The organism is Peredibacter sp. HCB2-198 (assembly GCF_045999315.1).
In the GTDB taxonomy this organism is placed as follows: domain Bacteria; phylum Bdellovibrionota; class Bacteriovoracia; order Bacteriovoracales; family Bacteriovoracaceae; genus Peredibacter.
The window spans coordinates 2,295,711-2,307,499 of record NZ_CP174607.1; the positions used below are offsets into that span (position 1 = coordinate 2,295,711).

Annotated in this window: 15 protein-coding genes; 5 read left to right on the forward strand and 10 right to left on the reverse strand. The window is 40.9% G+C overall.

The window, feature by feature from the left end:
• Nucleotides 1–77 precede the first annotated feature (77 nt).
• Nucleotides 78–320, forward strand: a complete 243-nt coding sequence (locus ACJVC5_RS11430; RefSeq protein WP_408095646.1) for a hypothetical protein — start codon at nucleotides 78–80, stop codon at nucleotides 318–320.
• A 33-nt stretch (nucleotides 321–353) separates the two neighbouring features.
• Here ACJVC5_RS11430 and ACJVC5_RS11435 read toward each other — a convergent pair whose 3' ends face one another.
• Nucleotides 354–866, reverse strand: coding sequence for a DUF4142 domain-containing protein (locus tag ACJVC5_RS11435; protein WP_408095647.1), 513 nt, complete (start codon nucleotides 864–866; stop codon nucleotides 354–356).
• A gap of 110 nt (nucleotides 867–976) precedes the next feature.
• Complete coding sequence (locus tag ACJVC5_RS11440) at nucleotides 977–1,198, reverse strand: hypothetical protein (RefSeq protein ID WP_408095648.1); 222 nt, start codon at nucleotides 1,196–1,198, stop codon at nucleotides 977–979.
• A 192-nt stretch (nucleotides 1,199–1,390) separates the two neighbouring features.
• Here ACJVC5_RS11440 and ACJVC5_RS11445 point away from each other — a divergent pair, with 192 nt between their 5' ends.
• Complete coding sequence (locus tag ACJVC5_RS11445) at nucleotides 1,391–1,786, forward strand: hypothetical protein (protein WP_408095649.1); 396 nt, start codon at nucleotides 1,391–1,393, stop codon at nucleotides 1,784–1,786.
• 3 nt (nucleotides 1,787–1,789) lie between these two features.
• Nucleotides 1,790–3,577, forward strand: a complete 1,788-nt coding sequence (locus tag ACJVC5_RS11450; protein ID WP_408095650.1) for a hypothetical protein — start codon at nucleotides 1,790–1,792, stop codon at nucleotides 3,575–3,577.
• On the opposite strand, the gene ACJVC5_RS11455 is transcribed toward ACJVC5_RS11450, so the two are convergent.
• Nucleotides 3,567–3,956: an acyl-CoA thioesterase gene (locus ACJVC5_RS11455; protein ID WP_408095651.1), complete on the reverse strand. Its 390-nt coding sequence runs from the start codon at nucleotides 3,954–3,956 to the stop codon at nucleotides 3,567–3,569. The two genes, ACJVC5_RS11450 and ACJVC5_RS11455, sit on opposite strands and share 11 nt — an antisense overlap.
• Nucleotides 3,957–3,995: 39 nt before the next feature.
• A complete protein-coding gene (locus ACJVC5_RS11460; RefSeq protein ID WP_408095652.1) occupies nucleotides 3,996–4,451 on the reverse strand; it encodes a cupin domain-containing protein in 456 nt (151 codons plus the stop codon).
• Nucleotides 4,452–4,579: 128 nt separating this feature from the next.
• Here ACJVC5_RS11460 and ACJVC5_RS11465 point away from each other — a divergent pair, with 128 nt between their 5' ends.
• Entirely contained in the window at nucleotides 4,580–5,248 is a 669-nt protein-coding gene (locus tag ACJVC5_RS11465; protein ID WP_408095653.1) for a hypothetical protein, read from the forward strand.
• On the opposite strand, the gene ACJVC5_RS11470 is transcribed toward ACJVC5_RS11465, so the two are convergent.
• Together ACJVC5_RS11470 and ACJVC5_RS11475 are read right to left on the reverse strand one after the other, a co-directional pair.
• Nucleotides 5,245–5,628 carry a DUF1398 family protein gene (locus ACJVC5_RS11470; protein ID WP_408095654.1) on the reverse strand — a complete coding sequence of 128 codons (384 nt, stop codon included), beginning with the start codon at nucleotides 5,626–5,628 and terminating at the stop codon, nucleotides 5,245–5,247. The genes ACJVC5_RS11465 and ACJVC5_RS11470 overlap by 4 nt on opposite strands.
• On the reverse strand, nucleotides 5,628–7,607 hold the full coding sequence (locus ACJVC5_RS11475; protein WP_408095655.1) for a prolyl oligopeptidase family serine peptidase: 1,980 nt from the start codon (nucleotides 7,605–7,607) through the stop codon (nucleotides 5,628–5,630). The genes ACJVC5_RS11470 and ACJVC5_RS11475 overlap by 1 nt, the downstream gene beginning before the upstream one ends.
• A 181-nt stretch (nucleotides 7,608–7,788) precedes the next feature.
• Between ACJVC5_RS11475 and dkgB the strand changes: the two genes are divergently transcribed.
• Nucleotides 7,789–8,583 carry a 2,5-didehydrogluconate reductase DkgB gene (gene dkgB / locus ACJVC5_RS11480; RefSeq protein WP_408095656.1) on the forward strand — a complete coding sequence of 265 codons (795 nt, stop codon included), beginning with the start codon at nucleotides 7,789–7,791 and terminating at the stop codon, nucleotides 8,581–8,583.
• Here the strand turns inward: dkgB and ACJVC5_RS11485 are convergent.
• From ACJVC5_RS11485 to ACJVC5_RS11500, 4 genes are all read right to left on the reverse strand, one after another.
• Nucleotides 8,580–8,777, reverse strand: coding sequence for a hypothetical protein (locus tag ACJVC5_RS11485; protein WP_408095657.1), 198 nt, complete (start codon nucleotides 8,775–8,777; stop codon nucleotides 8,580–8,582). The genes dkgB and ACJVC5_RS11485 overlap by 4 nt on opposite strands.
• 178 nt (nucleotides 8,778–8,955) lie before the next feature.
• On the reverse strand, nucleotides 8,956–9,942 hold the full coding sequence (locus ACJVC5_RS11490; RefSeq protein WP_408095658.1) for a hypothetical protein: 987 nt from the start codon (nucleotides 9,940–9,942) through the stop codon (nucleotides 8,956–8,958).
• 15 nt (nucleotides 9,943–9,957) lie between these two features.
• Nucleotides 9,958–10,827 carry a TIGR02147 family protein gene (locus ACJVC5_RS11495; RefSeq protein ID WP_408095659.1) on the reverse strand — a complete coding sequence of 290 codons (870 nt, stop codon included), beginning with the start codon at nucleotides 10,825–10,827 and terminating at the stop codon, nucleotides 9,958–9,960.
• A gap of 88 nt (nucleotides 10,828–10,915) precedes the next feature.
• The gene (locus tag ACJVC5_RS11500) at nucleotides 10,916–11,749 is read right to left on the reverse strand and encodes a YheT family hydrolase (RefSeq protein ID WP_408095660.1); all 834 of its coding nucleotides are present in this window, start codon (nucleotides 11,747–11,749) and stop codon (nucleotides 10,916–10,918) included.
• Nucleotides 11,750–11,789 lie beyond the last annotated feature (40 nt).

Genomic DNA, 11,789 nt, shown 5'->3' on the forward strand with positions numbered 1-11,789 from the left:
CTTGATTCCGACTTGACCTCTCTCTCCGACTCCCTACCTTTCTCAAGAATTCATGGCCTACCAACATAGGAGTGTATATGAGTTCAAGGCCTTTCGATTATTTCCATGACTCTTTAATATCTCAGTATCGTGAGCTGATTCGCGAGGCGATTTTAGAGAGTGAAATTGATCACAAGTTGCATATTGATATGAACATTTTATCTTTGAAAATTCAAAATATCATTCATGCTGCTCTTATTGACGGAATTTCTGAGCTAGAAGTGAGAGGTCTTTTGGCAGAAGTCCAGAGGTTCGAAGGAAGATTACTAAAAGTTGTATAAAGAAGGCCCACTAGAATGTGGGCCTTTTCATTTTTATTGAAGTGAAGTCTGAATTTGTTGTGCTTCTTTCAGATGATCCTGCACGTGACCTTTCGTTGTCTTTAAAAGGGCCTTAAGCTGATCGTTTTTAGCGTTAGGGATAAGCTCATTATCTAACTTATTGAGAGTGTCTTGATGCATTTTAACTTGGGCATTCATGTAGGCCTTATCGAAGTTTTTACCTTCCATGGTTTTAAGGTTTTCGACAGTGTCTTCGGCCTTCGTTTTTGTTTTCATTGATGGTTTACTCTCGGCAAGCTTTAGATTTTCTGACTTCTGAAGAGACATGGCCCGTTCATTATTGTTAGTGTGGGCCTTCATCATCTTGTCAGAAAATGCTTTGACCTTTTCATTGGATGATTTCGTTTTTCCTACGGTACTAAGATTCATTTCCTCAGTGTTAACAGTCATGAGCATGTTCATGACTTCTGCATCATTTTTGGGAGTTGCTGCGAAAGAATAAGTGGAGAAGATCAGGACCGAAACTAAAATAGACAGTCTTTTCATAGATGACTCCTGGTTAATTAGTAATCAAATTCATATTAACCAGTGAACTTACACTGCCAAGGCAGCACGCCTCTTAACTAAAAAGGCCCACTTTTGGTGGGCCTTCTCATTTACTCAAGTCTTTGTCTAAACGAGTAAACCAATGGGACTAAGTCTTGTTTACTTTTCAAACCCCGATTGCGTGGGTTCTGCATTTGGTGTTTGAAATGTACTTCCATCTTTTTCCAAGCATCGATTTCGTTCCTGAATTCGAAGCCAATTTCACCATTGCCGGCGAAATGGGCCTTGGCTAGGTCAACGTGAGCGATCAAAAAATCATCCTGTTTTTTCATTGATCAGTCCTTGGTCTAAAAGAATATATAGGAAAGAGGCGAGAGCCTTTATTATAAACTAAGACTCGAATTGCCAAAGATTTTTAAGACTTACCGACTTAATCTATAGGGCAAATAAGCTCTTGAAACATGGAGTTTCTTACCTTCTAACCCTGATGACTAATCAAATTTATAATAGTGCATGAGGGTAGTATGAGAACATTATTGATTTTATCCATTATTTGCAGCCTTGCCGCTTACGCAGAAGATTTTCAAAGACAGATCTGGATGAAGGGGAGTGATTACTATGTATTCACTTATCATGCTTCAACCAACATGCTTATTTCTGAAAATTGTTTCAACCCTAAGGTCACACTAGAACAGTCAAAATGTGATGCGGCCAAAATCTTCAAAGAGAAAAAGACCTATAAGATTCCTGCAGGAGCAGCTAAAGGTGGAAAAAATCCTGGTGCCGTAATCTGCAAGGATGTTCTAAAAAAACAAATTCGCATCCTTAAAAACCATAAAGACGATGAAAACTCATTCTGCGTCTTCGATGATGGTTCAATGGTTTCCGCCATTGGACTAGAGACCATCCTGAAGGAGTAATTGATGAAACTTGGATGGATGCTACTTTTTTTATCATTTAATGCTATCGCTCTAGAGTGTGGTGATGTTCCTGAAGGTACAGTGGTAAGAATTGATCAGGGGAATGGTAGTCTTTCAAAAGCGGCCGTTCAAGATCAAGACGGAATTGGCAGTTGTTATGCCAATCAGGCTTCTCTCATGCTTCAATCTGTAGTTCCTGGAAACCCTAATATTTCTTATTTAAGTCTTGGTGTATTTTACGCACATGATGTCAATCTTCCTAAGCAAAGAGAGCAAGGGAATAAGCGCTATACTATTTCTGAAAAGAAGGCCGACAACACGATTGTAGTAGATGCCTATACAGGACTTGATTCAGGGTCGGGCTGTCGTACGATTAACAATGCAGTCGAACGTCAGAAGAAAACTGGTGTTGGATCTTTATGTCGAGCTGAAGATGTATCACTTGAACATAACTTTTTTGATGAGAAAGGAAATTCTCAGGATCCAGGCTTTATTCAAGATAAGTCCATACTTCAAGCATCTCGATATATGAATGCTTATCAGAAGGCCTTTGGTTACGCCTTTGAGAAGGACAAGAACATTCAGGAAAAGCGTGAGGCCGCGGATAAATTCTCGCTTGCTTTAAAAAACTTTGTCCAAAATCAGAGTGATGAGTTCTTTGAAAAACATTGTATTAAGAAAGATCCAAGTATTATCCAGAAAGCAGTTACTGATTCACTTATCAGGGCCACAGCCAAGAGAATAAACTGCTTTTCACCTCAAATGATTATTCCTAATAATACAAAGGATCCAGTTTGCAAAGGCCTTAGGAAGGTAGGAATCCTTTTTCTTGACGATGCAAAGAGCAGTAAAGTGATTGCTTATTTAAATAATGACATAAAAGACAAAATATCCAAATCAGTAGACGCGTTTTACCAGAGTAAAAACGGATATGGTGACATGCTATCAAAGCTGCGCGAATTCTATCTGTCACTTGCCAGTGGAAACAAGACTCAAAAAGAGGCCTTTGCTAATTTGATGATGGAGAGCCTTTCACCAGAGAACAACACTAAACTTGAAGACAGTTATAAGCAAATTGCCTTAAAGCAGATAGATAAATGTAAGGCCGAAAGCATGCTGAGCTTCTTCAAGGACAAACAGGAGTTTCTAGAGAAGGCAAAGCAGGATTCAGTTCTTTGTAATTACCTGGAAGTGCTGGAAGGAACTTCTGATCTTGCGGGAGTATTACCAAAAGACGCTTTTAAAGATATGTCATCTTTTCTTGATTTCCTTACGGCCAAGGCCGGTCTTAATTATGACGATGCCATGCTGGCACTTATTGCAAGCGACTGCTCACCGGAGAAGAGAGTAAGAATTCCTGAGAATCTAGTATGTGAGAACAAGAGAGTCGACTATGATCCTAAGGATTTTGCAGGACCTCTACCTTCGAAGGAGGCAGTTCAGTCTATCACTGAAAATAGATTAAAGATGTTTGAGGCCCTTAGAAAAGGCCAAGGAACAGGAATTAATATTTGTACTAAATTCTGGAAAGACGATAGCTACGACTTTAATAAGGAAGATTCTAAGACTCGTAATGAAACTTGCAAAAGTAGTGGTCTGCATGGATTTCATGCCATTACCGTGGTGGGATACCGTTGTAAGAACAATCGCATAGAATATCTTTCTCAGAACTCATGGGGCCCGAACTGGCAGCTCGATAATAAAACTTATGAGATCGAAAATGGAAAGATCTGGATGGATGAGGACAAGCTTCACATGAACTTAGAGTCGATCAACTATCTTAAGCAATAAGAGCTTCCAGGTTCTTTCTAATATCATCTGGGATCTTCACCGACTTGTTAGTGCTGTAATCGAAATGCACTAAAAACGATTTCCCTCGTGCCACAGCAACATTCTCCTGATAGGCCTCTTGAATGAGCACAAAAGAAGAATTGCCAACTTTTTCGACCCAAGTCTTCACAGTTGTTTCTTTTTGATAATGGCCCTGAGCGAGAAAGTCCACTTCAATGCGGGCGATGATTAGGCTCCATTTTTTTGGATCAAGATCAGGGATGAAGAATTTAAAGATAGGACGGCGTGCTTCTTCAAACCAAGTTGAATAGCTCGCGTTGTTAATGTGTCCTAGGGCATCAGTATCTTTAAAGCGCGGATAGAATTTTGTTTCAAGCATAGAGTGAATTATAAGGGCCAATTCACTCTATGGTCAAAGTTATTTCTTTTTGCGTGGATCGTCTGACGGATTAATGTAAGTAATTTCGAACGGTCCCATTCCATGAACCTGTACAATGGCGCCTTCCGCTCCAGTGTAGGCATAGTGATGAAACTTCTTTGGCATAAGAGCGTAACTTCCAGCAGGAAGAGCATGAGACTTCGACTCATCAATTTTATCAGTCGTTCCCATATGGAGAGTGCCTTGAATGACAGTGACATGTTCATCAGTAGGATGCCAGTGCGGCATAATCTTGTAATTCGCTGGTAATTGCAAACGGAGAGTGTAGAGTCCTTTTTTATGAGGATCTCCACTCATCACCGCAAACTTCGCTCCCGGTGTTAAAAAAGGCGGGGCCTCTCCCCATTGAATGTCTGTAGGAGTCTTCATAACATGGTCAGCGCTAAATGCGCCTACGGTCCAGATGCTGAGTAAGGTCACGAGAACTAATTTCATAGTTACCTCCAGTTTTCTTTTTTCTCCCATGAGGCATGAACATTAACAAGCCCACTAACGTAATTTTAGAGATGGTAAAGGAAGCAGAATGTTTGTTGTGCTAGTGTTCTGGTTCAGTGAGGTCACCAATGTCATATACAGAAGATGATGCAAAATGGGACGTCTATATTGCGGATACTTTTGTTGAAGATATTCGCGCCAAGATTAAGGAAGAAGACGAAAGCAAAAGATCTGAAGTTATTGCGGATTTAATTCTAGATTCTAATCGAGAAATTGAACCTGTCGTTAAAGGTTTAGTGAAAGAAATTTATAATTTAAAATTAGATATGTATCCACAGTCTAAGGCCCTCCTGTGTTGCACTTTATTTGAATTAATAGAAGAAGAGCTTATTTCCCTTCCACTATTGGCCGTAAGATTTATGTTTAGTGACAATCATGCTGAAAGCATCAAATACTTACGGGAAATAAAGGACAGCAAAATTGCTCATGAGTTCATTGTGCTTAAATTCTTTCAACAGACGTCCGGTGATAAAAAGATAGAAGAAGTGTTTAATCAGCTTTATTCAAAGTTTCATCAAGAGGAGAATCTTAGTTTAGTCGATCATCGAAAAATATTAAACAGGTATAGAAATGATATGGCCCATGGTGATAAGTATATGACTGTAGAAGAAGCTGAGTTCATTATTGAGTTTGCAAGCAAGTGGCGGGATCTTGTGTTTAATTTTGTTTTGAGTGAGTTTGGATTAAAGCTGGAAGGAAATTGGCAATTGTCTTTTATCACTTCAAGGGACATTTAAGGCATCGGCTCCATATGGCATTCACCCTTGCGACCCAAGTAATCCACCTTCTTGCCATCTAAATAAACAATGTAATAAACGCATCCGGCCTGAGCAATGTCATGCATGAACTGACGATAGGTAATTCGCCCCGCTTGGGATTTTGAAATGGCCTCTTTTACTTTCTCTGCGGAAAACTCCAAAGCAGGTTTATCAAATGGATGAGGAAACTTAGCAACAAAAGTTTCCCCTTTTTTGTGATAATAACGAGTCTCACTCAAGACAATATCGACGTGATAAGATTCAACTCCATCTTCGTGAAGAAGTTTTACAATCTGCGGGAAAGACAACGTCTTGTTAAGAGTACCAGAGACGATGTCTTTCAGCATTTGAATGTTCATTAAAGGCCTAGTTGTTGGGCGAAGAACGTATAGAAGGCCGCCACATACTTCGAACTTTCACGGGCCGAACCACTCGCACGACCATGACCACCCCATTCTTTGTTATAGAGAAGGATAGGGGCGTCTGAAGTATTATACTCCTGAAGGCGAGCTAAATACTTATATGAGTGCATAGGAACAACACGGTCATCGAACTCCGCCGTCATGACCATGGTTGCTGGGTAAGGACGACGTTCGATATTGTGATACGGAGAAAGCGGGAACATGGCACGGAAGTCTTTTTCAACAAATGGGTTACCGTAATCTTCCGTCCAGTATTTACCGGCCGTAAAAAGAGTGAAATTTAGAAGATCCATTACTCCTACGATAGGAATCGCGGCCTTAAATGTGTCAGAGTGACGCTGGAGAGTTCCGGCCGTTAGAGTTCCACCGTTTGAAGCACCCATCATTCCGATGTTATCAGCTGATGTCCAACCAAGGCGGAATAATTCCTTTGCAGCAAGAGCAAATGAATCCCAAGAATGGATTCTCCCACCAACGCGAGCAACCTGGAACCAAGAGTTACCAAGATCAAGTGATCCTGGCAGTGTAACGACTACAAATGATCCACCTTTCTCCATCCAAGAAAGAGATTCGTACATACCAAAAGCAGGAGTGATTGCCGATTTGAAACCGCCGTAGCCGTAAAGGATAGTCGGAGTTTTTGAAGTGAGTTTTACACCTTTCTTACGAACCACCCACATGGAAGCGCGTTCGCCGTTAGAAGCGGTATAATAGACTTTATCCATCTCAAGTTCGATCGGATATGACTGAGCAGCTAGAACTTTAAGTTCAAGCGTTTTTAGATCATAAGAATAAACTTTGCGAGGCTGAGTATAAGTCTCAAAGCCAAGTTTCAGCACACCATCTTTGAAACTCACGAGATCAATCGTTCCATCCTGAAGATCAATCATCTTCATCGAACCAGTGATTGAGTTATAGATTCCAGCAACGTGAGCACCATCTTTAAGACCAATGATGAAGGTTGAATCAAGACCTAGAGTCTTCGTTGATTCTGCTACGAAATCTTGTTCCTTAACAAACAAGCGACGAGAGCCATCACGCAGGCGAAGTTTATAAAGCTCGCCGTAGTTGGCGTTCTTAAAAGAACGAATTGTTGCTTCGGCTTCAAGATCTCCCTGCATTTCAATGATCTCACCATCAACGATATGACGGTTTGTGACCTTGCCAGTTGAAAGTTGGAGAGAGCCGATGAATTCATCAACTTGAGCGTAGAAGTTATTACCAACCTGATGGATCGTTAAATCAGAGCTCGCTGATTTACCAGCAAGAAGAACTTGATCTTCACTTTGGATTTCACCGACTGTGTGTTTGAAAAGGGCAGGACGACCGCCACCAATGTTTTGATCCATGTCTGAGATGTAATAGAAGCTATTATCATCGGCCCAAGTAACAAATTGATAGAACTTCACCATCAGGATATCGACAAGCTTATTGTCGGATTTTTGAGTGATGATTACACGAGAAAGGTCACCGTTAGCTACGGTTTGAGTTTTAACTGCGTAAGTGGCGCTTTCTGTTTTAGGAGCGTTTGATTTAAATGATGGGCCAGTGGTTTCCCATTTAATGAAGCGCTTTTCGATACGGCCTTCAGTGAACGGAAGACCAGGACGAGCAGTCTTTGGTTCGGCAGCGTCTGTTAGTTTTGTTTGTTCAGCACGAAGTTTACGAAACTCTAATGTGCGAGTAGCGAAGGCATCCGAAAGATTCGCGTCCAGATAATTATTTGTAACGGTCTTTTGTTCTTCAATCCAACTCCAAAGATCTGGGTCAGATGGGTTCTCCATCCACTTGTAAGGATCTTCGATTAAAGTACCAAATCGAGTTTCAACCTGAGGGATCTTTTTCGCCACCGGATATTCGATGTAGGCAAGGGCAGTTTGAGACAGAACAAGAGCGCAAATAATTAATGATTTCATGGGGTTCCTCACTGGGAAGATGTTCTATCGCTGGTGGGGTTTTAGGTCAAGAAACTCTTCTTTTCTAAGGGGCTGAAATCCTATGATTCTTGATTTCTAATCAAATGTTAATTGCGGATTCATGTCTAAATCAGAAGAAGTTCCGGTGGTAAATTGGAATCAAGTTATAAAGGAGTTTTTTATGAAAATGCCACAAATAGGTTTAGGAACATTTCGCTTGAAGGGACAGGACGCTTACAATTCAGTCAAAACTGGATTAGAGGTTGGATACCGTCACATTGATACGGCCCAAATTTATGACAACGAAGAAGAAGTAGGCAAGGCCCTTGCTGATAGTGGGCTGCCTCGTGCAGAGGTCTTTATCACGACAAAAATTTGGATTGAGAATTTAGGGAAAGAAAAACTCATTCCCTCATTAAAAGAGAGTCTAAGTAAACTTCAAACGTCATATGTTGATTTGGTGCTCATTCACTGGCCTTCAAAGGAGTTCTCGCTCAAAGAAACGCTGGATGAATTAATGAAAGCGAAGACACTGGGATTAACAAAAGAAATTGGGATCTCCAACTTTCCGATTAAGGAAACCCAAGAGGCGATTGATCTCATAGGTGCGAATAATATCTACACTAATCAAATTGAGATTCATCCTTTCTTGCAAAACAAGAAGCTTGTGAACTTTTTGAATGAGAAGGGTATTCGAGTTACAGCGTATATGCCACTTGCTTATGGAAAAGTCATGACTGATGAAAGCCTCAAAGCAATTGCGACCCAACATAAAGTGAGTCCTGCGGATATTTCAATGTCATGGTTATTGGATCAGAACTTCACTGTGATTCCTTCCTCCACTAAAAAGGTTAATTTAGAAAATAACTTAAAGACTAAAAAGAACTTCCTTTCAAAAGATGATGTTGTGAGGATTCAAACATTGGATCGAAATGATCGTCTGGCCAATCCGGGTTTTTCTCCAATTTGGGACTAAAGCCAGGAACTGAAGTGAAGAAAGTATTTTTCGATTTTCCCTTTTGCCGTTGAATATTCGGGGCCAGGAGTAGTTTCTTGGCCCTCTTTTATTTGTTGATCTTCCTGTGAGTTGAATGTTGTAGGAAAAGGCTTACCGGAAGCATCGCTATCATTCCCATTAAAACCGCCATTTCCATAAAATTCCTTTTCCATTCAAAGCCTCCGTGCTGGTTTCGAGTCACCATCCTAGTGATCTCTCTTGGAATCCCTATAAGCAGGTTCTGTGCCAAGTTTTTAGGACTGGAAATCAGCTATTTAGTAAGGGGCATTTAGAGGTAGATTCAAAATGGGACTGGTGCGGTGGCCTTTGTGGGGCCACCTTTGCACGCGTTTATTTAATGTAGTGACAAGTACGAGTATCATCTGGAGTTTTGATATTGTATCGTTTGTAGGTAAGCCCGTTTTCAGTCGGAGTGAATTCTCTAACGGCCCCCTGAGTTTTGCCGGCAGGAACGTTTACCACGAACATTGGGAAAGCAGATGTTATCTTTTCCTCAACTCTAATTGTTTTATTGTTAACAATCGTTGTATTGATAATTTCTCTCCAAATTCTTCCAGTATGATCAGTTGCACCAGTGAAGTGATACTTTTCTTTAACTAGTCCAAGCTTAATCCCCAATCTTAAGTTTTGTTCGTAAACAACAGTATCTCTTAGAGCCGTGAACTTTAATGTTTGAGGACATTCAGGATAGCCTGATTTTAGAGTGTACTGTCCAACAAGGTCCATGATTTCTACTTTCTTGTTTAGATCGTTTTTTACGGCCAGGCGAAGAACTGTTTCTTCTCTTAGAAAATCCGTGATCTGATTTGAGATCTTATAGTCAGAGGCAGCGCCCTCATTTTTCTCGACACCAGCAAGACCCGCATATTCATGGTGAATCAGGCGATACTGTTCAGGATCCGAGGACTTTCTAAAGCGATCAATATGACAAAGGATATGTGGTTCATTATCGATTCTTGAAATAAAACCACGACAAGTCTTTGGCTGCCCATTAACCATCACTCTTAGTTCCTCTTCCGGAGATTGATCGTTTTCAACGAAACCGATAATCACTTTCTGAGCTTCAAGAATAGCGAGCATCTTTTGATCATATTCTTCGAGAGGGAGATCAATGGGAAGTCTTAGTCCCTTACTTCCGCCATTCTCAATCCAACGAACGATATCGGAGCGGATTTCGTTTACTCTGGCCTCTGAAGCATCTCCGCCTCCGCCAATTTTATCTCCACCTTCAAAGGCATAACCATTACTGATAAGGGCGTTCATACCCATGAGACAAGCGGTCACCCACGTAAATCCTAGAACTAATAACTTTTGCATAATAACTCCTATTTTCTATTCTTCTGTTTTGGTTAAAGGAAAAAACTGCATGTTCATCTGATAAAGTTGAGTCACTTCTGCGCTGGAAGTAATGGCCAGGATTTCATCTTGAAACTGGTCAATTTTCTGCTTAATCAAAGGAATATGTTCTTCATTACAAGTGATAGTGATTCCATTAATGAGTCTTTTTTCAAATCGCTCCTGGGTAGGATTTTTTAATTCATCCAGGGCCTTCTCAATCATCTGCTCATGAAAACGTCTAATGGCGAATTCTGAGCGGTTGGTTTTTACATGAAGACTTTTTTGAGTACGAATAAGTTTATTGTTCTCTTCAATGATAAGACCAAGTGAGAAGAGTCTTTCGATGGCATCACGGGCCTCAGTGCTTGAAATCCCCAATCTTTTTGAGATCCAAAGGGGAGAGTTCTTAAATGATTTAAGTTCGATGAGATTTAAAATCGCCAAATGTTGCCAAGAACACATGGCCTTGAATTGTTCCACATCGACAGTCGAGAACTGCGGACGCCCATTGTTTTGAATTGAATCTGATAACTCTTTCTCTAGTTTTGCTTTTAGTTTCTTCGTGATTTTTGCGTTCTTAGATTGCGATTGCACAACTCCAAGTAAAACTCGTTTGGATTGAGATTCCTCAAGTTCCAGTACAGCAGACAAATGCATGGCCAGTTTTACTGATACTGGTCTTTCATTTGATAAAATTCTCGAAAGGATTGATTTCGAAATTCCCAGGTCCCGCGCAAAAGAAGTCAGGGAGTAGGCCTTGTTGTTCTCTTTGCGACCCATGAAGGTTGTTCTCAAGATCTCTAGGATCTGAGTGCCTTCGGTCGGCGATAATGTCTGGTTATTATTAGTAATGTCTGTTTTCATGCCCCAGTTATATACTTGGACGGCATTGGACACAATTTGTTTGGCAATATAGTGTTGCCAAATGGGAACGCTATGAAATTTTTACACTCTAAGAGTGAGAATAGGTCTGTAAATATCTCTTAATCGCCATGTCCAACCACCTCTTATAACCAAGACCTTCTCGAGTGAGATATCCCACATGGCCTCCATGTTTTTCGATATGAACAACAGTCGAGGAAGAGTAACTGGCATCTCGATAATCCTCAATCCCGATGAAAGGATCATCCTCGGCGGTGATGATCACCGTTGGAATATTGATCTCTGGTAAGTATTGTTTGGCGGAACACGTCTTGTAATAATCTGCCCGGTCTTTAAAGCCACCAAGAGGGGCCGTATATCTCTCATCAAAATCCCGAAGGTCTTTTACTAAAGAAAAGTCACCAGTGTCTTCAGGTCGATTTCTTTTCATGTAATTTTCAAGATCTTTGGTAAAACGTTTATCGTAGATCTTATTCAGACCTTTTCCTAAATTAATCGAAGCTCGATCTAGATTAATGGGACCGTTCACGGCAATGGCCATATCGGGCTGCACCTCTCCTCTAAACTTTGCGGCCAGCAGAAGGAGTGCATTGGCACTTAGACTGAAACCAATGGCAATGTGCTTATGGTCCGGCAACATGTGGCGGCCATATTCGATGACCTTAGACAAATCTTCTGAACGTCCAGAGTGATAAGGTTCTACAGCAAGGCCCGCACCTAAGCCACAACCACGATGATTATTCATAAAAACATGATGGCCCAATTGTTTTGCAAGAACTGCAGTTCTTTGAACGTAAGAGGAGTCGGCACTACCACCCAATCCATGAAAAAGATAAATCGCGGTTTTTGAAGTGCCTTTGAGATAAGTGGAATGGATTCTTTCGGTTTCTTTTTCTAATGTCACACTTAGGTGAACGCCGTCCTCCGTCACCCTAGAAGATGGA

Excerpts from the sequence above, each read along its gene's own strand:
- ACJVC5_RS11430 (WP_408095646.1), top strand. The coding sequence starts at position 78 with ATGAGTTCAAGGCCTTTCGATTATTTCCATGACTCTTTAATATCTCAG.
- ACJVC5_RS11435 (WP_408095647.1), bottom strand. The coding sequence starts at position 866 with ATGAAAAGACTGTCTATTTTAGTTTCGGTCCTGATCTTCTCCACTTAT.
- ACJVC5_RS11440 (WP_408095648.1), bottom strand. The coding sequence starts at position 1,198 with ATGAAAAAACAGGATGATTTTTTGATCGCTCACGTTGACCTAGCCAAG.
- ACJVC5_RS11445 (WP_408095649.1), top strand. The coding sequence starts at position 1,391 with ATGAGAACATTATTGATTTTATCCATTATTTGCAGCCTTGCCGCTTAC.
- ACJVC5_RS11450 (WP_408095650.1), top strand. The coding sequence starts at position 1,790 with ATGAAACTTGGATGGATGCTACTTTTTTTATCATTTAATGCTATCGCT.
- ACJVC5_RS11455 (WP_408095651.1), bottom strand. The coding sequence starts at position 3,956 with ATGCTTGAAACAAAATTCTATCCGCGCTTTAAAGATACTGATGCCCTA.
- ACJVC5_RS11460 (WP_408095652.1), bottom strand. The coding sequence starts at position 4,451 with ATGAAATTAGTTCTCGTGACCTTACTCAGCATCTGGACCGTAGGCGCA.
- ACJVC5_RS11465 (WP_408095653.1), top strand. The coding sequence starts at position 4,580 with ATGTCATATACAGAAGATGATGCAAAATGGGACGTCTATATTGCGGAT.
- ACJVC5_RS11470 (WP_408095654.1), bottom strand. The coding sequence starts at position 5,628 with ATGAACATTCAAATGCTGAAAGACATCGTCTCTGGTACTCTTAACAAG.
- ACJVC5_RS11475 (WP_408095655.1), bottom strand. The coding sequence starts at position 7,607 with ATGAAATCATTAATTATTTGCGCTCTTGTTCTGTCTCAAACTGCCCTT.
- dkgB (WP_408095656.1), top strand. The coding sequence starts at position 7,789 with ATGAAAATGCCACAAATAGGTTTAGGAACATTTCGCTTGAAGGGACAG.
- ACJVC5_RS11485 (WP_408095657.1), bottom strand. The coding sequence starts at position 8,777 with ATGGAAAAGGAATTTTATGGAAATGGCGGTTTTAATGGGAATGATAGC.
- ACJVC5_RS11490 (WP_408095658.1), bottom strand. The coding sequence starts at position 9,942 with ATGCAAAAGTTATTAGTTCTAGGATTTACGTGGGTGACCGCTTGTCTC.
- ACJVC5_RS11495 (WP_408095659.1), bottom strand. The coding sequence starts at position 10,827 with ATGAAAACAGACATTACTAATAATAACCAGACATTATCGCCGACCGAA.